The organism is Brevibacillus panacihumi W25 (assembly GCF_000503775.1).
Classification (GTDB): domain Bacteria; phylum Bacillota; class Bacilli; order Brevibacillales; family Brevibacillaceae; genus Brevibacillus; species Brevibacillus panacihumi_A.
In genome coordinates, this window is sequence record NZ_KI629782.1 from 1662045 (window position 1) to 1682204 (window position 20160).

A 20160-nucleotide genomic window follows, 5' to 3' on the forward strand; every position below is an offset into this window, starting at 1 on the left:
AGCGCAGCTTCCGGCTGTCTTCCTGCCTCATATACGATGCACCTGGCCCAGGAATGCAGGGACATAATCATCGCATGGTAGGCGTCCAGTTTTATTCCCCGTTGCAAACACTCCTTGGTCTCGCAAAAATAACGGAGCAACCGGGAATACTCTATGCAAATGAACTTTTTTTGCAACTCCTCCGGCAGCCGGCTCAGACGTTGTTTGATCTGGGTCACATAGCCTGCTCTCTTCTCCCATATCACATCAGCCTTCTGAATGATTGTAACAAGACGCTCGTCCAATCCACGCAAGATTCCTTGCTCCAGCTTCCAGTTGCTGATCTGCTGCTCTACAATCATCCGGCCCGCAACTCTCAATCGCCTCGTAACACACTCAGCCTGCGGATGATTGACCACAGCCAACATGAATAGCCCTTCTCGAGACGGAATAAGCATGTCCGGATCAGGCAACATCAATACAGCCACTACATCCATACGCTTCTGGAGCGTCTGCAAATAGGATTGAATGCAGTCATCCGGTCGCATGAGGCATGCCCTCCTTCCTTCCCAATCAAAGGTTGAAAATATGGATTCTACAAACAGACAAGGTTTCCTGCTTGTCTACAGATGAATCCTTGGTATGCTATACTAATGAACAGGAGGAATGATGAATGAAAAAAACCGAACGCCTGAGTAAAATTAAACGCATGCGTACCTGGGGCAACTGGAGCATGGTCATCGGCCTTCTCCTCATGTACACCGGATACGCGTTTTTTGCTGGATACCTGGACTTTATACCCCTGCTTGGGACGATGCTTAAAGGCTCTTACATTTTTATGACCTGTCTGCTCATTCTCGGTTTCTTGCTTACCATGGCAAGTACCGTCCTGTTTATGATTTCGGGAATGGTGTCTACATCAGCTCCTCAGGTGTCTTGTCCTTCTTGTCAAAAAGTAACCAAGATGCTCGGCAAAGAGGACGCCTGTATGTTTTGCGGACAACCCCTTCGTCTCGACGACGAGCAGCCGCAGCAGCAACCACAGAATCAGACCTGACTATCTCTTACACATACAAAGCCACCTCCCCCGTCGCTTACACGGCAAGGCAGGCGGCTTTTCTCATGTTACTTTTTATTCAACCCTTCATTGATGACGTTCCAGATCTCCGGCACTTCGTATCCTCTGCGCCAAGCAGCCACTCCAGCCAGATTGTACTTCTCGACAAGAGCTACCCGTTTTTGCATCGAGGTTGCGTCTTCCAGCCACATCTTGTACGTGTTTCCGTCTTTCGGGTCCTTGTACTCCACGTAGAGCTGACCAGATGCCTCATCCAGCTTAGGTGTTAGATTTCGTTCCGCGATCCATTTTTGCGCCCCGGTCATGAACAATGCCCGGGAGCTTACCTTGATTTTGCCGTCAGGCTGCTTCGCTTCCGTCCACAGTCTAGTATAGAAGGGAACGCCCAGCAGCAGCTTTTCTGCCGGCACTTCCTCCAACACGCCTTTCAATCCATTCTCGGTCCAGGGAAGAGATGCGACTGAACCGGCTTTCGGACTGGCTGCCCAGTGTTCGTCATATGTCATGACGGCGACGTAATCCACGACCTTGGCAAGGGCTGCCCGATCCAGAAACATCGACCACGTCTCCGCAGTGGATTTAATCGTTACATCAATGCTGACTGTAAGGCCTTGCTCGTGCAAGTACGGGGTCAACTCCCGCATAAATTGCACGAGACGCTCCTTGTCCTTCAGGTAGACATTTTCAAAATCGATGTTGATGCCATCCAGGTCATAGAGATGGGCATAGTGAAGCAGTTGGGCGATTACTTTTTCCCGTTTGTCAAAGTTGCTGAGAACAGCGGTCGTCCAGTCAGGGTTAAAGCCGTTCGTCACCAGCCCCCACACCTTGTAGCCTCGCTGATGCGCCCATTTGACGTACGCAGGGTCGGCCTTGTTCAGCAGATTCCCCTCAGCGTCCTTTAGTTCAAACCAGGTAGGGGATACTACATTTACCCCAGGCATTGCCCCGATTTCTGCCGTATCCGGATTTTTGTTCACGACCTGCTCCCAGACCAGGTTGATTTTCTGCCCTAGCGGCTTCCAGGCACCAGGTTGTCGGGATGGAGTGGACTGCTCCAACTCCACCTTGCGAACCTGTGTCAAAGCAATAGCTTCCTTGGGGAGGAAACCGGAAAAACCACCAGCCGTCAATACCCGATACCAGCCTTCTTGCTCGCCCAGTAAGTCGACCGAGGCCCCTGCTGCCAGTTCGGCAACAATCGGCTCGCGATGAGATGCGCCCAGCCTCACCCTACCAGCCTTCTCTTCAGAGACAATCGTAGCTTGCTGGACAGCATATCCACTCTTCTCAACCAGTAGCACACCTGTTTCCTCAATACGCTCGAATGCGTACGGATAGAGCTTTTCTACCGGCTCCAAGGGAATGTAGCGCACGCCCTCCACTTCCTGGACGGGGACCTGCAGGTTGATCGGCTTCTTGTTCAGATACGCCACCACCTGATCGCTTTGCATCCGCAGCACCTTGTCCTTGGTCGTGACGATGACGGATTGGGTGGGTTCATCCCAAAACAGGTCTGGGTCGATCTGCTCTTTTACAAAATCAAAGGGGAGCAGCACCTGCTCTGAATCGAGCATATACGGCATCGTTGCCCGCTCGCCCTGGAAGACAATCACATGCTTGTCGCCATCGTATGGTTCGACATGCTCAGTGGAAGGCCTAAGAAAGAAGTACCAGCCGATCACACCGAATATTGCGACGATGAACAGCATCGTCATTAGAAAAAAACGGGCAAGATTCTTGCGTCTTCGCTTTGGGCGAGTAGCAAGTCCCCTCTCCAAGCTCATGTATTTGGACCTCCTCGTCGGCGTACAGTCATTTCTACGATCATATCGACAATTGCAGTGGTTCACAACCTTTTGTATCTTGGCAATTCTTGAATGATCCCCATCCTAAAAAGACGAACCAGCCCCAAAAACGTTACAGCATTCGACAGAAAAACACCTTCCGCATCAACGCAAGCTTCTCGTTGATTCAGAAGGTGTCCGGGTGCAAAGCTGTTGTTTAGTGGGTGGTCTTTTGACAGGAATCACAAACGCCATATACTTCCATCCGATGACCGGTTACCTGGAATCCGATATCCCTGGCTGCCGATTCTTCTGCATCCCTCAAATAAGGGAAGTGAAAATCGCTGATGGAGCCGCAGTGAATGCAGATGGCATGGTAATGATCTTCTTCCACATTCGCATCGAAGCGGCTGGAAGCATCGCCATAGGTCAGCTCCCGCACCAGCCCTGCGTCCTTGAATACCCGCAGGTTGTTGTAAATGGTGGCCACACTCATGTTGGGGAATTTACCCTCAAGCGCTTTGTATATTTCATCAGCAGTTGGGTGGGTCATCGTTTCAAGCAGATAGGTCAAGATGGCATGACGCTGAGGTGTCATACGAACCCCGGTGTTTTTAAGAATTTCAACAGCTTTTTCTACGCGCTGTGTCATTTTGTTACACCTCACAGTCTTTCGCAAGACAAAAGAACAAGGTTCCTCGTGTCATTGATTAGAATTACTTTAAATAAGTGTACGTCTACTCAGCGAAAACTGTCAATATGCATTCGATTTATTTGGAGAAAGTGGCAGAAAAAAACGTGTTATGCCTTCTTTTTAGAGGCAGCTTTCTTCGCCTCCGCCTGCGCGTAGCGGCACATGGATTGCAACGGACATACCGCACACTGCGGGTTGCGAGCCGAGCAGATCCTGCGGCCGTGCCAGATCAGCCAATGATGCGCGTCCGACCACTTCTCCCGTGGGATTCTCTTCATCAATTGACGCTCTACTTCATCGACATTTTCGCTTTTCGCCAAACCCAAGCGGTTCGCCACCCGGAAGACATGCGTATCGACCGCAATGGCAGGTATTCCATAGGCATTGGACAAGACCACATTCGCCGTCTTTCTGCCTACGCCTGGCAATGCCTCCAGTTCCTTATGAGTTTGCGGGACCTCGCTATTGTACTTCTCAAACAGGATTCTACAGGTCTCCAGGATGTTCTTACTTTTATTTTTATACAGCCCCAGCCCTTTTATATGCTCCTCCATTTCTTCCTGTGTCAAATGAAGGTAGTGTTCAGGTTCATTCAATTTCTCGAACATGGGGGCTGTGATTTCATTGACTCGTTTGTCGGTGCATTGAGCGGACAGAATCGTAGCGATCAAAAGCTCGAATGGTGTTCGATAGTTCAACTCGCAATGCGCATCCGGATAAAGCTGCTGCAGCGTATCCAGAATCTCTTCGACAGGTACTTTCCGTTGTGCCATTGGTATAACCCCCTTCCTCATCCATTATACAGGCAGATCGCGGACGGGCAATCCTTCGCCGCTTTTTTCGAATGGTATCCCGGATGGAAAGTAAGGTAGAATGGAAGGAAGAAATGGTGCAGATTGACAGGAGGGATTCAGATGAAAGTCTTCCTGACCGGGGCTACCGGCTTTGTCGGAAAAGGCATTCTGGCTCGGTTGCAGCAAGAAGGCTATCCGTGTGTCTGTCTGGTACGTCCGGGGTCGCAGAAATACAAAACTATGAAAGTGGATGAGCGGAATGGAGTCACTTGGACCGCAGGAGACCTGTTCGACCCGTCATCCCTGGCTGCTGCCATGCAGGATTGTGATGCCGTGATTCACCTGGTCGGCATTATTCGCGAACAGCCGGGAAAAGGAGTTACCTTTTCAAGAGTGCATGCGGAAGGGACGCGGAATGTGCTGGAGGCTGCCAAGCAAGCCGGGATCAAGCGCTTTGTCCACATGAGTGCGCTGGGTGCCCGCGAAAACGCAACGAGCGCTTACCACCGCACCAAATACGAAGCAGAGCAACTGGTCCAGAACAGCGGCATCCCGCATGTCATCTTTCGTCCCTCCGTCATCTTCGGGCCCGGAGACGAATTCGTCAACATGCTTGCTGACCTTGTCCGGATGCCAGTCACACCCGTCATCGGGGACGGCTCCTATCCCTTGCAGCCCGTGGCACGAGAGACAGTAGCGGATGTTTTTGTCCAAGCCCTGACGCTGGACGCAGCTGTCAACCGCATCTATGAAACCGGGGGACCAGCCCCCATCAGCTATGGTCAGATTCTGGATGAGATCGGCGCGGTCATCGGAAAATCCCGTGTGCGCAAGGCGCATATCCCGCTTGCCCTCATGAAGCCAGTCGTCAACCTGATGGAGGGATTCTCGTTCTTTCCTATCACCAACACGCAGTTGACCATGCTGCTGGAAGGCAATGCTTGTCAAGATGGGCAGCTCCTGTACGACACCTTCACGACGACGCGGATACCTTTTCGCGAAGGCATCTCTTCCTATCTCACCAAATGAACGTCAAAGAAGCCCTGCTCGCGCTCATGCAAGCAGGGCTTTCCTGTCCCTGTTATGTTTCTATTCATGCAAATACTGCTCGGCTGTCCCCATCTGAAGATTCACATGGCGAGCCACGACAAACAGATAATCTGACAAGCGATTGAGGTATTTGACGACAGCTTTGTTGACCTGTTCCTGTGTCGCTACATGGACTGCTTTTCTCTCTGCCCGTCTCACTACGGTGCGTGCTACGTGAAACGCAGCGGAAGCAGGATGGCCTCCCGGCAGGATAAAATTGGTCAACGCAGGCTGATCCGCTGACAGCTTGTCGATCTCCTCTTCCAGAAAGGCGACGTCTTCATCCGTGATCGGCCAGCCGACGTTCTTCCCTTCCGGCGTCGCCAACTCCGCTCCGACGTGGAACAGCTTGGTCTGAATCATGTGAAAAACAGCACGAAGCTGCGTCCATTCTTCTGTCATGGGCAACAGCGACAACGCCATTCCGATCTGCGAATTGGCCTCATCGCATGTGCCGTACGCTTCCACCCGATCGGCGAACTTGGGCACCCGTACACCGTGAACCAGGGAAGTCTCTCCCTTGTCGCCTGTTTTCGTATAGATTTTCATCCCGATCCCTCCCTTTCCGACTCGCAATGATAAGGAAACCTACACCGCTTGCGCAACGATAATCAGCTCGGTGCTGCTGGCATCAAAAGGAGCCCTGGCAAAATTGCCGTACCGCTCCACCACCTTCAAGCCATTGAGTCGAAGCAGATGATGCAGTTCTGCCGGGAAGATGTAGCGCAGGGTAAAACGTCCCTTCAGCCGCTCCGTCACCAATCCCGCGGGATTGGTGCGTTCGTATATCCGGGTCACCTCTGACCATTGCTGGAAATGATCGTAGCGCGTGTAGTCCCACATCGCCAGTTCGTCTCCATTTTCGAGCCGATAGGTGCCGCGCAGGGACATCTTCTCGCTCTCCTCAGCGAAATGGCTGATCTTGGGCACAAACACGTTCATCACGAACTTGCCGCCTGGGGCCAGGTGCTTGCGGATGGCGGTCAACGCTTTCATCTGTTCATGAATATGCATCAAATGAAGAAACGAGCGAAATGGAATCATGATCAGGGAAAATGTCTCATCCAGCGAAAAATTGCGCATGTCTCCCTGCAGCAGCTTGAGCTTGTCAGCAACGCCGCTCTCCTCTGCTTTGGCCTTCGCCCGCTCCAGCATCTCCGAAGACAGGTCAATCCCGGTCACGTCGAGGCCATCTTGTGCCATCGGAATGCTGATCCTGCCGGTGCCGCAAGCCAAGTCGAGCACCTTGCCGTCTGCCTGTTTCGCCATATCGCGGAAAAAGTCCACATCGCCCGCTACGCCTTGTTGTGTCAGATCGTAGTAATCCGCCCATTGATACATGTCACTCATGCAGTTCTCCCCCTATGCTTGCAAGGCATCGGATTGCAGATAGGCCAGTACCAGCTTGGCAGTGTTGTCCAACGCTTCCTCATGCGTGCGCTCATGGGAGTGCGAGGCGTCCACGCCAGGACCGATCAACCCGTGCACGATATCATAACCGGCGCGCAATGCTGCACTCGCATCCGAGTTGTAATACGGATAGATGTCTACCTGATAGTTGAGTCCCTGCTTCTCTGCCAATTCTGTCAGATGGCGGCGCAGACCATAGTGGTAAGGGCCGGAAGCATCCTTGGCACAGATGGAGACACAGTACTCATCGGTCGTCTGCCCGTCTCCGATCGCTCCCATATCTACTGCCAGGTATTCGATCACCTCTGCGGGGACGCTGGAGTTGCCGCCATATCCAATCTCTTCATTATTGCTGATGAAAAAATGTGTCGTGTACGGCAAGAGCGTTTTCGTCTCCTGCAAATGCTTGATGACGCCGAGCAAAATCGCGACACTCGCTTTGTCATCGATGTGACGGGATTTGATAAATCCGCTCTCGGTAACCGTCACACGAGGATCAAAGGAAACAAAATCCCCTACGCGAATGCCCAGATCGAGCACATCCTGCTTGCTTTTCACTTTTTCGTCAAGACGCACTTCCATGTTCTCTTCGCTTCGTTCCATTTTTCCCGAATCACGATAGACGTGGACCGAAGCCTTCGTGGAAAGAATCGTTCCCGTCACGATGCGGCCGCTGGATGTTTCTATAGCACAATGCTCGCCCTCGATCGCATGAAACGTAAAGCCTCCGATCAACGTCAGCTTTAGTCTTCCGTTCGCCTTGATCTCCTTTACCATCGCTCCCAGGGTATCCACGTGTGCGGTCAGCAGGCGCGCTTTTTCCTGCTCTTGTCCCGGAATCGTAGCGATGACGGCTCCTTTATTCGTCCGCTTGCAGGCGACGCCAAGTGTTTTCAGCTCCTGCTCCACCCATTCCATCACTTTCGCGGTATTGCCTGACGGGCTTGGAATATTGGCAAGCTGGCAAAACGCATCCACCATGTATTTCACTGATACGCTCATCGTCTGTAACCTCCCCAAATCTCGCTTATTTGACCGAGAGTTCCTCGGAAATGAACTGGAGGACTTCCTGCACATGTCCTTTTACCTTCACTTTACGGTATTCCTTCGCGATTCTTCCTTCCGCATCGATGACAAAAGTCGACCGCTCAATCCCCATGTATTCTCGGCCGTACATTTTTTTCAGCACCCAGACACCATATGCCTCTGCCACCTGATGATCCGGGTCCGCAAGCAGGGGAAATGGCAAATCGTGTTTGGCGATAAACTTGTCATGTGACTTGACTTCATCCGGACTGATTCCGAGCACAACCGTATTCAATTCGGCAAATTTCGGATGGAAGTCGCGAAAATCACATGCTTCCGTAGTGCAGCCAGGCGTCATGTCTTTCGGATAAAAATAAAGCACCACATTTTTGCCGTGATACTGGGATAGCGAGATCGTCTGGTTGTTGTTGGCTTGCAAGGTAAAATCAGGCGCAGCTTGACCGACTGCTATCATGGATATCCCTTCTTTCTGCTCGATTTTCGCAGCTTGATAAATTCCATTTTATCACAAGCTGTACCTCACTTCATCTTGTATACGCATTGCGCTTTTTGTCAGAAAACGATAGAATTGATTGATAGGTTTGATAAAGAAAAATAAATTTAAAATTTGGCCTAGTCAGTTGGATGGTGAATGATGGCATGAAAGAGTTTTTTGAAGTAACCGACCCAGAAGCGCTAAAATCCCTTGCCATACCGGAACGCGTAAAGATTTTGGAACTCTTCGAAGATCTAGAGCCACGTACTGCCAAACAAATCGCCACAGAATTGGGCGAAAACGCAGCCCGTCTTCACTACCATGTGAAAGAACTGGTACGAGTCGGATTGTTGGAACAGGTAGATACGCGTGTAAAAGGCTCTATCGTGGAAAAATATTACGAACCTGTAGCCAAGGTGATTCAAGTAAAGCTTCAGCTTATGATCGAGGAAAACGCGCAACAGCTAAGCGACATTATGTTTACCCCTTTCCGCACGACGGAGAAGGATTTGTTGCGTACGTTGAATCGTCTGGTAGCGAGCGATCACGATGTTCGCAAGGAGTACAAAAACACGTTTGCATTCAATTTGGCTGAGTTTTACTTGAGTCAAGAGGAACGCAACCAAATGGTCGAAGAGATCAGCGCACTGATCCAGAAGTACAAGGCATACAAGAACGAACCCGGCAGAAGAAAGCTGAAGTACTTTAACATCCTCTTCCCTCTCACGCCTGCCGATCCTGCCGATGACCAGGATGACAACTTTGAGGATACGCAAGAGTAAAAGCGAGTTCAACACGAAAACCATCTAGCGAGGTGGTTTTCTTTTTTTTGATTTCGCCATTAACAAACATTCAAATAATTACTTGAATGTTTGTTTGTAACCTCATATAATGATGGTACAGAAAACAAATGTTGCCAATTTTGAAGGAGGTCTTGCTATGGGGCTCCATCACGGACATTCCCATGATCACGGACATAAACACGGGAAGGGTGCGAATAAAAAAGCGCTGCTGACTTCCCTGATCATTACTACCACTTTTCTCATCATTGAAGTCATCGGTGGCTTTCTCACCAACAGTCTTGCCCTTTTGTCGGACGCGGGACACATGCTAAGCGATTCTTCTGCTCTTTTTCTCAGCCTGATCGCCATGTACTTCGCTGCCCGGCCTCCGTCTGCTGCACGAACGTATGGCTTATTCCGCTTTGAAATTCTCGCTGCTCTGATCAATGGCGTAACCCTTGTCCTGATTTCTGTCTACATTTTTTGGGAGGCTATTGAACGCCTGGCCGCTCCCCCTGAGGTTTCCAGCCTTTCCATGATGGGAATCGCCTTCATCGGGCTGTTGGCCAATATCGCCTCCGCTTTTGTCCTGATGCGTGGTGATTACAAAAACAACCTCAACATGAGGAGCGCCTTTCTCCATGTCCTCGGTGACATGCTCGGCTCTTTCGGTGCGATTGTGGCCGGACTCTTGATGTGGATGTTTGGCTGGTATATTGCCGATCCGATCATCAGCATCGTGGTAGGTGTCCTGATCATCATCAGCGCGTGGCGAGTAACCAAAGATTCTATCCATGTCCTGATGGAAGGGACGCCATCCTCCATCAATGTGCAAGAGGTGGAGGCATCGTTAAGAAGAATCGCGGGAGTGACTGACGTGCACGACCTGCATATCTGGACCGTTACCTCGGGCTTCGATGCTCTGACCGTCCATCTGCAGGTGGAAGACCAGCTGCCGAGCTATCCGGTGCTGCAAGAGGCGCTACACCTTTTGCGAGATCAGTACGGAATTACTCATGCTACGGTTCAGATCGAGAACGCTGCGGTTCGTCACGACGAATTGCTCTGCCAGGTAGGACCGGGGCATGACCATCACGAAAAGCATCATGACCATGACCATAACCATGCGCATGCACATGAGTAGAAACGAATCCATTATTTTTTTCTGCAGAATGTAAGGTTTTGCCGATTGCTGTATCTAAAGGGGGGAAGGGAGGAACGAAGGTTGGAAGAAAAATCGATGTATTCGCCTGTCACCCTACTGGCGCAAACCGACTCCTACGCCTTTGAGGAATTGATGAATACTCATCTGTCCGGCGTATACCGGCTTTGCTGTTGGCTGGTTAAAGACCCGGTAGCTGCCGAAGACCTGACACAGGAAGTTTTTTTGCAGGCCTACAGACATCTCGGCTCGTTTCGGGGAGAAAGCCAGCTGGGCACATGGCTGTACCGGATCGCAGTCAATGAATCAAAACGCTACCTGCGCTCCTGGTCGGTACGGAAGCTTCTCTACTTTTCCCCCTCCCATACAACGTTTGAGACAGCAAGCGGCCCAGCCTTGTCGGATGAAGAGAATGGTTCTGCCTTGAAGCAATTGGAGAGGCTCGTTCACTCCCTCCCCTTTCGGCATAAGCAGATTATCGTCTTGTACTACTATGAAGAACTGTCTGCCGAACGGATAGCCGAAATCCTGGACATGAAGGTCGGGGCGGTGTACACCCGCCTGCATCGGGCCAGGGAAGCGCTGAAAAAAAAGGCTCTGGAGGAGGGAACGGAATGGATCTGGACCAACGACTAATCGAACTTGGCAGGACAAAACGCGAGGAAATCCTGACTGAGCAACAACAGATGGAGCGCTTGAAACGGGTGATTCGGCAAAACATTCAACGTCCTTCAACACACAGGCGCTGGATGCCAGTCCCAATCGCACTCAGTCTGCTGCTCATCTGCATCGGCCTATGGGTGTATCCTCCCTGGGACCACTTGGAACAGAGTCGAATGCCTTCATCCCTGCCCAACGTGCCACCGGATACGCAGGCACCCCCAGCTTCGGAATCACCAAAGAAGGAGAGTGAAAAGCCCCTTGTGCTGGAGGATCAGCTCGCCTTTGCGGCTGATTTTGTAAACTGGATGCAAAGGTACACGGACTACGAGATCAAGCAGGTGACGGCCTCCCCTTTTGCAGATGTTTTCGAGGCAACGGATCAGGCTGTTATGCTGGAGACGAATAAAGGAAAGCTGCATGTCGTCTTTTTCCCCAATCCGGGAGAGGCGGAGAAGGTGGAAATTGACGAGGATTTTACGGTGCGCGGACAAATTACGTTTACGTTTACCGGTGCCAAGCTGAAGGAAGGTGTGACTACTCTTCACGCGACCGGTCCTACCTATCAATACAGCTACGACAATCTGTTGTTTCTGTCGTCCAATAGCGAATTCGTGCTGACCTTTCGTAATGCTTTCAAGGATTTTGACATCTATAAAATCATCTTCGCAAACTTTGGACTTAACTTTGACGAGTATACCTATCTGAATGAGTCCAAAAAGGAAAAAATCAACGTCTCATTCGAAGACATCGATCAGAATCCGGCACTCGCGATTCATAAGCTGAGCTCCTTCTGGTGGGCAAGACCAGGATACAAAGAAATGCCATACGTACCGAAAGTGGGAGATCGTATCCCCGGAGTATTTGTGAAAAACGGAACCTATGACGAGGCAATTAGCATCCATATGACTTCAGACGGTATACATCATCTCGTCCGATTAAAATGGGACAATGAACGCAAGATATGGGCACCCGTCGAGCACAAGCAAAAGCCTGGGAAATCCAAACAGAGATCCTCGTAACAGCAAAAGGCCACCTGATCGCATCTGAACAGGTGGTCTCTCTTTTAGTGTTACGGCATCAATAAGCCCTTGCAAACCAGACGGTATGCTTCGCCTCTGCCCCGCAGGTGATGCAGGTCTTTTTCTCCACAGGCGGGTCAAACGGAATATTGCGAGATGTGAATTTGGTCTCTTCCTTGACCTTCGCCTCGCACTCATCCTCACCGCACCAGCCAGCAAGAACCCAGCCACTCGGCTTTTTGTCGCTCTCGCATGCAGCGATATGGGCATGCAGCTGCTCCAGCGTGTCGATCTCCAGATGGGAATGCTCATCGCGGAAGGCGACAGCCTTGTCATACATATTTTGTTGGATCTCCTCCAACAGCTTGGTGACGGCTTCGGCCGCACCCGCGATCGGCACGGTCACCTTTTCGCCCGTATCGCGCCGCGCCAGAATCACCTGTCCGTTCTCCACATCGCGCGGACCGATCTCCAGGCGAATCGGCACGCCGCGCATCTCCCACTCATTGAACTTCCAGCCCGGCGTCTCTTCGCGCAGGTCGGCACGCACGCGGACTCCTGCCGCTTTCAAGGCGTCAAACAAAGGATCAAAAGCCGTCATGACCTGTTCGCGCAGCTTCATCGGACCGACAGGAATCATGACTACCTGTGTAGGAGCCATGCGCGGCGGGAAGGCAAGCCCTCTGTCATCTCCATGCACCATGATCATCGCTCCGATCAGACGGGTAGAGGAGCCCCAAGACGTGGTGTGAACGTATTTGAACTGGTTGTCGCGATCGAGGAATTTAATCTCGAAGCCGCGCGCGAAGTTTTCGCCCAGGTAGTGGGAAGTGCCCGCCTGCACCGCCTTGCCGTCCTTCATCATCGCCTCGATGGAATACGTATCGATCGCGCCGGCAAACCGCTCGCTTGGCGTCTTCTGCCCCTTCCAGACCGGGATCGCCAGCTCCTGCTCCACGACTTCACGGTAAATCTCCAGCATCTGCATGGTTTCTTCCCGCGCCTCCTCCTCGGTGGCGTGTGCGGTATGTCCCTCCTGCCAGAGGAATTCGGAGGTACGCAGGAACGGCATCGTCCGCTTCTCCCAGCGGAACACGTTGGCCCACTGGTTGATCAGCACAGGCAGATCGCGGTAGCTTTGAATCCACTGGCTGTACATATGTCCGATAATGGTCTCCGAGGTCGGACGCAAGGCCAGCTTTTCCTCCAGCGGCTCTCCTCCGGCCTCTGTCACCCAAGGAAGCTCGGGATTGAAGCCCTCGATATGCTCCTTCTCCTTCTGGAAAAAGGACTCGGGGATCAGCATCGGAAAATAGGCATTGCGATGTCCCGTCTCCTTGAATCGCTTGTCCATTGCCGCCTGGATGCGCTCCCATAGCTCAAACCCGTCCGGCTTGAACACGATACATCCGCGCACCGGGGTGTAGTCCATCAGCTCGGCTTTTTTGATCGCGTCAATATACCAGCGGGAAAAATCCTCGGACTGCGGGGTGATTTCTTTCACAAACGCTTTGTCCTGCTTCATGTGACCTCACTCCTTTTTTCAAAATAAAAAACCCCCATCCCACATAGGGACGGAGGATCAACTTCCGCGGTACCACCCTGATTAACAGCAGACACAGGCTGCCGTTCACTCAACAAACCCGATAACGGCGGGGAACCGGCACAGTTCATCACCAGCGGCTTCAGGATGGGGTGCAGCTATGCCTATGTATCAGCCTTGCAGACGAGGGCCGACTCTCTGGGACCAGGCAAAAAACTGCGAGTCCTTTCATTGCCTTTTAAGCTTTAAACGGTGTATTTAAGAAAGTATATTAGCAAGCCAGTGCCATATTGTCAATTCGTGGTATTTGGGGCCAAATGCTCGCGCAGACATTTCAGCTTTTCCATATGAAAAGCCGACATCGGTTCATGGCCGAAGTAGCGGTAGACGCGGATTTGCTTATCGCTGGCTTGCAAATGATTGTATGCCGCAAACACCGTCGACGGAGGCGTGATCTCATCGATCAAGCCAATCGAGACCAGCACGGGGCATGTGACCCAAGGTGCCAGGTTCATTACGTCATAATAGGAGAGCGTCTCCATCGCTTTTTCCTCGATTTCGGGCGCGCTGTTGCGGCGAAAATACTCATTGATCTCCAGATATGGCCCGGCTAGCGCTGTGTCGATCGCCCGCCGGAAATGGCTTAAATACGGGTATTCCGCAACCACGACGCGCGGGATGGCAGACAAGGCAGCAGCGACTAGGCTCAAGGCCCCTCCCTGACTTCCTCCTGTCACCCCGATGCGGGAAGTGTCCACTTCCTCACGTTCCGCCAGCACCTCAAGCGCACGTACGGCATCCATGTATACCCCGCGGTAATAATACGTCTCCTTGGAAAGAATGCCTTTGGTCATCCAGCCAACCGCGTTTCCGTGAGGCGCGACACTATTGTCCTCGCTCAACTGCTGACCGCGCACCAGCATCCCGAATGCGGCATAGCCGTGCAATGCCCAGTTGACCACATCATGGATCTGCCCGTCATGGCTCCAGTTGTAGCCGTGGTACAGGACCAGTCCCGGATGCTGTCCCGCCCGGTCAGGGACCGCGTAGTACCCGCAAATTCGCGCATCCCCAAATCCAGCAAAGCTTAGTTCATAGAGCCGTACGCCATCGACCGGATATTCGATGGCGGTAAGCTGTGGTTCGCTCGGCACCTGCGCCAGCAGCTGCTTGCTTTCCTCCCAAAAGTCTGAGAAGTCGTCGCGTAGAGTCAGGGCTGGTTTGTATTCCCGCAATTGCTCCAAAGGCAGATCATACGGCTGTCCCATCCTTTTTCCCCCTATCAGTCAGCAGCGATCAGTACATGATCATGCCGCCTGTCACATTTATCGCCTGTCCGGTCATATAGCGAGCAGCAGGCGAGCTCAGGAAATAAAACACATCCGCCACTTCCTCAGGCGAACCGAGACGACCCAGAGGCGATTTTTCCCGCCAGGCCTCCAGTACCTCTGCGGAAAGCGTCTTCGCCATATCGGTCATGATGATTCCCGGACATACGCTGTTGACGTGGATATTATGTGGACCGAGCGCCATCGCCATCGTTTTGGTCAATTCGATGACGGCCGCCTTGCTCGCGCAGTAGGCAGACTCGTCCGCTCCTCCCCATTTGCCGCCCATCGAGGCCATATTCAAGATACAGCCGCGCTCCCTGGCGATCATGCGCCGGACGACCGGCTGCGACACCAAGTAAATGGATTTGACATTCACATTGAAAATCAAATCAAAATCTTCTTCCGTCGTCTCCAAAAACTCTTTTCTCCGCTGTACCCCGGCATTGTTCACCAGCACGTCCACGAAGCCGTATTCCGCAAAAACGCTTTCCATCATCGCGTCTACCGCAGCTTTGTTCGTCACGTCGCAGGCAAAATAGCTTCCGTCCGAGGTCACTTCTGCCGCTTCCGGGCTAGGCTCATTCGCCACATCCAGGATGACGATGCGATCCCCTGCCTGGCGAAATCTGCGGGCTATCGCCAAACCAATCCCTCTATTGGCTCCAGTAATCAAAACAACGCGTGCTTCTTCGGTCATCTCTATGGCCACCTCCCCGTTTAGCCCCTCTTCAAATCCACCCCGGTATGAAAAGCGGGAACCAGCTTTTCCAGCAGCCTGATCAGTTCGGACAAATCGTTAAGATCGACCGCTTCCACAGGCGCATGTGTATACCGTGTAGGGAAGGCCAAATCGATCATCGGAATCCCGGCGTTCTCCAGCTGGCTGAACGAAGCGTCCGTCAGCCCGCCCATGAAGGTAGAGTATTGGAGGCTGACATCCTCCTCATCCGCCACTTTCTTCACAAAGCTGACCAGCTTTGGATTGGGGATCAATCCCCCGAGCGTTCCCCGTCCGTGGAAGCTGTACAGATTCAGGCAAGGCCCTTCTCCCAAACGGATATCAGCGGTTCCCTTGAGATCTGGCGTATCGGCAGCCACGACCAGATCCAAGGTGATCGAAACATCGGGATTGACCGCCCTCACAGCCGGGATCACACCGCGCAGATTGAACTCCTCCTGTACGGAAAAGACAATGACCACTTCGCATGGCAGCGTTTTGCCGACAAGCCGGTCGATCAGTTCCAGCAAAATCAAGCATCCCGCTCTGTTGTCGATGGCATTGCTGAAGGCAAGGGATTGGCGGCGGAAAAATTGCCTGGCGTAGACCACCGGCATTCCGACATGGACGCCGGCTTCCAGCGCTTCATGCTTGCTGCGAAAGCCAAAATCGAGATAAGCCTCCTGCACCTGCGGCAGCTTGAACTTCTCCTCCGGCTTGGTCAAATGATGCGATTTCGTGCCGATCATGCCCGTGATGCGGCCACTTGGCGTCTCAGCGATCACGGTTTGACCCAGCATGCTTTTTTCCGGAATGCCTCCCAATCGCTCTACGCGGATAAATCCGTCCTCTTCGATTTTTTTGATGATGAATCCGACCTCATCCATATGGGCGAAAACCATCACCTTGAAGGGGTTCGGCTCATCGATTTTATTGACCTGAACAATGACATTGCCGAGATTGTCCACCCTGACCTCATGTATGCCATGCGGCAATTCGCTTTGCACCTTGCGAATCATCGCGTCCTCGTAACCGGCCGGGGATACGACTTCTGTCAATCCTTGCAGCCGCTGGGCAAAATGCGTCCATTCATCTGCTCTCATCTCTCTCACCGCTCCCACACTTAAAAATCGAACACAGAGTGAAAACGGCGAAACCTCCGGCTTTCACTCTGCATCGTTGCTTACGAATAGACGATCTGGCTTCGGAACGCTTTTACCTTATCCATAAAGGATTTGACCCGCGCCGGATCTACGTGATTTTCAAATTTTCCGTCATGCTTGAACGTAGTCCCCACCACCGCGCCATCCGCAATCGACAGCTGCTGCTCCAGATTCTCCATCCTCATCCCGGTATTAGCCAGAACGACCGTACCAGGAACCGTGTCCTTGACGCGCTTCAGGATGGCGGAGTCCGTCTCCGCTCCCGCTGTCAGACCCGATACGCAGAGAGCGTCCGGCCGATTGTTGAACACCGTCGACTTGGCGATGCTCTCAATCTCGCGCTCCGCCATGTATTTGGCCGCTTCCGGCACGATGTTGAACAGCAGCTTGACATCCTTGGCGCCGATGCGATGCTGATGGCGGATCGTCTCGCCGACATTTGTATTCCACATGCCGAAATCACTCGCATATACGCCTGTAAAAATTTCCCTGACGAATTTGGCGCCTGTCGCGGCAGCCAGGTCGAGCGACTTTTTAGCATCCCAAAGGACGTTTACCCCGAACGGAATCTTGATATCCGTCATCAGTTCCCCGATAATCCGGGCCATAGCAGCGACTGTCTCCGTTTTGACATCTGTCAGGTACGGCAGGCTGAATTCATTGGAGAACAGTACCGCGTCTACCCCGCCGGATTGCAGGGCGAGGAAATCCCTGCGCGCCATTTCAATGACGTACTCCATTCCTTTTTCCTGATCAAAATAAGGATCACCCGGCAGCGGCAAAAAGTGGCACATGGCAATAATCGCTTTCTCTGTCCCGATCACTTCTTTTAACCAAGTCATCGCTGACCCTCCTAGTTCCTTGATATGGATGACAAGACATCCATGCTGTTTTTGGTCTGTTCGTAAATCTCGCGGTACAGCTGATAGTATGTTTCATAGATTTCCGCGTCTTCGGTTTGCGGCTCAATGATTTCGGTATAGTCGACCCACGAATCGATCTCTTCCAGCTTGTCGTACCATCCCAGACCCAGCGCGGCTAGAAAAGCATCTCCGTACGCCGCTCCATAGGTTACCTTGGGAATGTACTGCTCCACACGGCAAATGCTGCTGACCGCCTGCAGCCAGAGCCGATTTTTCGTCCCTCCGCCGATCGCTACCAGCTTGCGCGGCGGATATCCCGCAAGCCTCATCTCTTCGATGTTGTGGCGGATCGAATAGCCGATCCCTTCCAGAATCGCCCGGTACAAATCTCCGGTCGTATGCTTCAAGGTCAGACCAAACCACGTCCCGCGGGCTTGCAGATGGTGAATTGGCGTGCGCTCTCCGCTGAAATACGGCAGCATGAGCAGTCCGTTTGCTCCCGGATTGCTCTGTTCCGCCAAATGCGTCAAGCGGGTGTAGGCTTCATCCCTGGTTTCTCCCGGCTGGAGCCACTGGTCGACGAACCATCTGGTGATGGAGCCTGCGGTGGAAGTCCCCCCGGTGAGCGTATGAAGCTGCGGCACTGCGTGTACAGAGGGCCAAAACTTTGCGGTCTGGGTCGGGGCATCGATCACCTGGATGAAAAACGTTGAGCTGCCGTACATGATCATCATGTCGCCCTGGTTGACCGCCCCGATGCTGATCGATTCCGACATCGCGTCGGCAGTCCCGGCAATCACCTTCGCTCCCGCTGGCAATCCTGTCGCTTCGGCGGCTTCCGGGGTGACACAGCCGACTATTTCGTGGCTCCATACGATTCTCGGCAGCTTTTCCCGCTCAGCCACATAGGCGCAATGCTCCTCATTCCAGTCTTGCTTTTGCAGGTCGAACAAGGGAGAGAAGGCGCATGCCGTGTAGGCATCGATGACGCGTTCTCCGGTCAGCTTATATACCAGATAGCCGTTTCCTGAGAGAAAAGTCGCCGTTTTCTCGTATACTCCGGGCTCTTGGTTGCGAATCCAGAGAATTTTGGCTCCCGCAGATTGCGAGGACAAATAGTGACCGCCCTTACGCAAAATGTTGGCGGGGCCGATTTTTTGGTTCAGCTCGTCAATTTCTGCGCTTGCCCGCGTATCGATTCCGTAGAGTATGGCTTTGCGAAGCGCGTTGCCGTCCTGATCAATCGGCACCACAGCTGGCCCAATCGTACTGATTCCGATTGCTTCGATGTGGGAAGCACGAAAGCCGGCTGTCTTTTCTCCCTCGGCGATCAACGCTTTGGACAAGGTCTTCACGGCGTGCCACCATGTCTCCTCGGCATCGTGCTCTGCCCAGCCGTGCTGCGGGATCTCCAAGGTATGGGGCAAAGACTGGTACGCGACCATCTTACCCTCCCTGTCAACCAGAACGCCTTTGGACTCATAGGTTCCAATATCAATTCCCATTACGTAAGACATCTTGACCACCTGCCGTATCCACAAGGTTTAGCTGGTAAGGGTGAGAATTTCACCTGTTTCGGCTGACTCGCGTATCGCGGCAATGGCCCGGATCACTTCCAGATTCTCCTGATGCGGCACGCGGGCTGGCTGCTCTCCTGCGTCCACACAGGATAGAAAGTACCGAAGCTGGTTCGCGTAAGGATCATGCTGTTCCAGCTTGCGGATGACGGGCTGCCGATTTTTCTGATAGAGGCGCAGCTCGGAAGTGGAAGCATCCCGCTCCCCGATGTTGTAGCCTGCCTTGTAGGTAAATTCCACGGTCCCTTTCGTTCCGGCCGCTTTAAAAAACATGGTGAACGGATAACCGTCGGACATCGTAAACGCCGCCTCGGCAACCGCCTTTTCGCCGCTCTTGAAGGAAATGGAGGACATGGCGTGATTCCAGCAGCCGGTATGGTCTTTGTTGGCGAGGCAATACACGGAATCGATCTCGCCAAACAGATCGCGCAGGAAGTCGACATCATGCACATGCATGTCGCAGATCGCACCGGCTCCTTTTTCCGGATGGAGCAGCCATTCATTTCCCCAATCCGGCAAGGTGGAGCATCTGCTGGCAAAAGCCATGTGCACCTGCCCCAGCTCGCCGCTTTCATAAAGCTCCTTGATCTCGGTATAGCCGCTCCAAAAGCGGACGACCTGCCCGACCATAAAAATGATCCCGGCTTCCTTCACCTGATCCAGCATGCGTTGTGTAGCCTCCACCGTCATTTCGACCGGCTTTTCGCAGAGCACATGCTTGCCGTATTGCGCGCATAATTCCACATACTTGCCATGCAGAAAGGTTGGCAAGGCGATGATCACTACCTCCACGTCTGCCTGCTTCAGCAGCTCATCGGCGTCCTGGTAGTAAGCGCAGCCGTATTCATCGGCAAAACGCTGCCCAGCCTCTTCGCGAATGTCGGCGACCGCCGTCAGTACGGCGTTGTCCAGCGAACGAATGGATTCGGCGTGACTTCTTGAAATCAGGCCGGCTCCCAAAATTCCGATCTTGTGCATCTATTACT

Annotated in this window: 21 protein-coding genes (1 of these 21 cut by a window edge); 6 read left to right on the forward strand and 15 right to left on the reverse strand. The window is 52.7% G+C overall.

What is annotated here, in order from left to right; all coding sequences use genetic code 11:
- On the reverse strand, positions 1–527 hold the 5' portion of the coding sequence (locus T458_RS37340; protein WP_023556132.1) for a nucleotidyltransferase-like protein. Its footprint begins 346 nt before the window's first position; only the first 527 of its 873 coding nucleotides appear in the window; it begins with the start codon at positions 525–527; the stop codon falls past the left edge of the window.
- A 125-nt stretch (positions 528–652) separates the two neighbouring features.
- Here T458_RS37340 and T458_RS37345 point away from each other — a divergent pair, with 125 nt between their 5' ends.
- Positions 653–1036 (forward strand): YgzB family protein, encoded by a 384-nt coding sequence (locus T458_RS37345; protein WP_023556133.1) that lies wholly within the window; start codon positions 653–655, stop codon positions 1034–1036.
- A 68-nt stretch (positions 1037–1104) separates the two neighbouring features.
- Here the strand turns inward: T458_RS37345 and T458_RS37350 are convergent, their stop codons facing one another.
- The 3 genes from T458_RS37350 to nth form a co-directional block, all read right to left on the reverse strand.
- Positions 1105–2844, reverse strand: coding sequence for a glycosyl hydrolase family 18 protein (locus T458_RS37350; protein ID WP_023556134.1), 1740 nt, complete (start codon positions 2842–2844; stop codon positions 1105–1107).
- 217 nt (positions 2845–3061) lie between these two features.
- Positions 3062–3496, reverse strand: coding sequence for a peroxide-responsive transcriptional repressor PerR (gene perR, locus T458_RS0128630; RefSeq protein WP_031305571.1), 435 nt, complete (start codon positions 3494–3496; stop codon positions 3062–3064).
- A 149-nt stretch (positions 3497–3645) separates the two neighbouring features.
- Positions 3646–4311, reverse strand: a complete 666-nt coding sequence (nth, locus tag T458_RS37355) for an endonuclease III (RefSeq protein ID WP_023556135.1) — start codon at positions 4309–4311, stop codon at positions 3646–3648.
- A 141-nt stretch (positions 4312–4452) separates the two neighbouring features.
- Here nth and T458_RS37360 point away from each other — a divergent pair, with 141 nt between their 5' ends.
- A complete protein-coding gene (locus T458_RS37360) occupies positions 4453–5361 on the forward strand; it encodes a complex I NDUFA9 subunit family protein (protein ID WP_023556136.1) in 909 nt (302 codons plus the stop codon).
- A 60-nt stretch (positions 5362–5421) separates the two neighbouring features.
- Here the strand turns inward: T458_RS37360 and T458_RS37365 are convergent, their stop codons facing one another.
- Genes T458_RS37365 through bcp form a run of 4 tightly spaced genes read right to left on the reverse strand, consistent with a single transcriptional unit; the run spans position 5422 to position 8332 of the window.
- Entirely contained in the window at positions 5422–5970 is a 549-nt protein-coding gene (locus T458_RS37365) for a cob(I)yrinic acid a,c-diamide adenosyltransferase (protein ID WP_023556137.1), read from the reverse strand.
- A gap of 39 nt (positions 5971–6009) precedes the next feature.
- Complete coding sequence (locus T458_RS37370) at positions 6010–6771, reverse strand: class I SAM-dependent methyltransferase (RefSeq protein WP_023556138.1); 762 nt, start codon at positions 6769–6771, stop codon at positions 6010–6012.
- Positions 6772–6783: 12 nt separating this feature from the next.
- Entirely contained in the window at positions 6784–7833 is a 1050-nt protein-coding gene (locus T458_RS37375; protein ID WP_023556139.1) for a M42 family metallopeptidase, read from the reverse strand.
- Positions 7834–7858: 25 nt separating this feature from the next.
- Entirely contained in the window at positions 7859–8332 is a 474-nt protein-coding gene (bcp, locus tag T458_RS37380) for a thioredoxin-dependent thiol peroxidase (RefSeq protein WP_023556140.1), read from the reverse strand.
- Between the two features lie 185 nt (positions 8333–8517).
- On the opposite strand from bcp, the gene T458_RS37385 reads away from it, so the two are divergent.
- The 4 genes from T458_RS37385 (at position 8518) to T458_RS37400 (ending at position 11979) form a co-directional block, all read left to right on the forward strand.
- Positions 8518–9135 carry an ArsR/SmtB family transcription factor gene (locus T458_RS37385; RefSeq protein WP_023556141.1) on the forward strand — a complete coding sequence of 206 codons (618 nt, stop codon included), beginning with the start codon at positions 8518–8520 and terminating at the stop codon, positions 9133–9135.
- Between the two features lie 157 nt (positions 9136–9292).
- The gene (locus tag T458_RS37390) at positions 9293–10279 is read left to right on the forward strand and encodes a cation diffusion facilitator family transporter (protein WP_023556142.1); all 987 of its coding nucleotides are present in this window, start codon (positions 9293–9295) and stop codon (positions 10277–10279) included.
- 81 nt (positions 10280–10360) lie between these two features.
- Positions 10361–10933 (forward strand): RNA polymerase sigma factor, encoded by a 573-nt coding sequence (locus T458_RS37395; protein ID WP_252989794.1) that lies wholly within the window; start codon positions 10361–10363, stop codon positions 10931–10933.
- Positions 10912–11979 carry a hypothetical protein gene (locus tag T458_RS37400; RefSeq protein WP_023556144.1) on the forward strand — a complete coding sequence of 356 codons (1068 nt, stop codon included), beginning with the start codon at positions 10912–10914 and terminating at the stop codon, positions 11977–11979. The genes T458_RS37395 and T458_RS37400 overlap by 22 nt, the downstream gene beginning before the upstream one ends.
- Positions 11980–12037: 58 nt before the next feature.
- On the opposite strand, the gene proS is transcribed toward T458_RS37400, so the two are convergent.
- The 7 genes from proS to T458_RS37435 form a co-directional block, all read right to left on the reverse strand.
- Complete coding sequence (gene proS, locus T458_RS37405; protein WP_023556145.1) at positions 12038–13504, reverse strand: proline--tRNA ligase; 1467 nt, start codon at positions 13502–13504, stop codon at positions 12038–12040.
- A 311-nt stretch (positions 13505–13815) separates the two neighbouring features.
- Positions 13816–14790: an acetylxylan esterase gene (locus T458_RS37410; RefSeq protein ID WP_023556146.1), complete on the reverse strand. Its 975-nt coding sequence runs from the start codon at positions 14788–14790 to the stop codon at positions 13816–13818.
- Between the two features lie 28 nt (positions 14791–14818).
- Complete coding sequence (locus T458_RS37415) at positions 14819–15550, reverse strand: SDR family NAD(P)-dependent oxidoreductase (RefSeq protein ID WP_023556147.1); 732 nt, start codon at positions 15548–15550, stop codon at positions 14819–14821.
- Between the two features lie 20 nt (positions 15551–15570).
- Positions 15571–16674 (reverse strand): M42 family metallopeptidase, encoded by a 1104-nt coding sequence (locus T458_RS37420; protein ID WP_023556148.1) that lies wholly within the window; start codon positions 16672–16674, stop codon positions 15571–15573.
- An 80-nt stretch (positions 16675–16754) separates the two neighbouring features.
- Positions 16755–17576, reverse strand: a complete 822-nt coding sequence (locus T458_RS37425) for a BtpA family protein (protein ID WP_023556149.1) — start codon at positions 17574–17576, stop codon at positions 16755–16757.
- A gap of 11 nt (positions 17577–17587) precedes the next feature.
- Positions 17588–19114, reverse strand: coding sequence for an FGGY-family carbohydrate kinase (locus T458_RS37430; protein ID WP_023556150.1), 1527 nt, complete (start codon positions 19112–19114; stop codon positions 17588–17590).
- A gap of 27 nt (positions 19115–19141) precedes the next feature.
- Complete coding sequence (locus T458_RS37435; protein WP_023556151.1) at positions 19142–20152, reverse strand: Gfo/Idh/MocA family protein; 1011 nt, start codon at positions 20150–20152, stop codon at positions 19142–19144.
- Between the last annotated feature and the right edge of the window lie 8 nt (positions 20153–20160).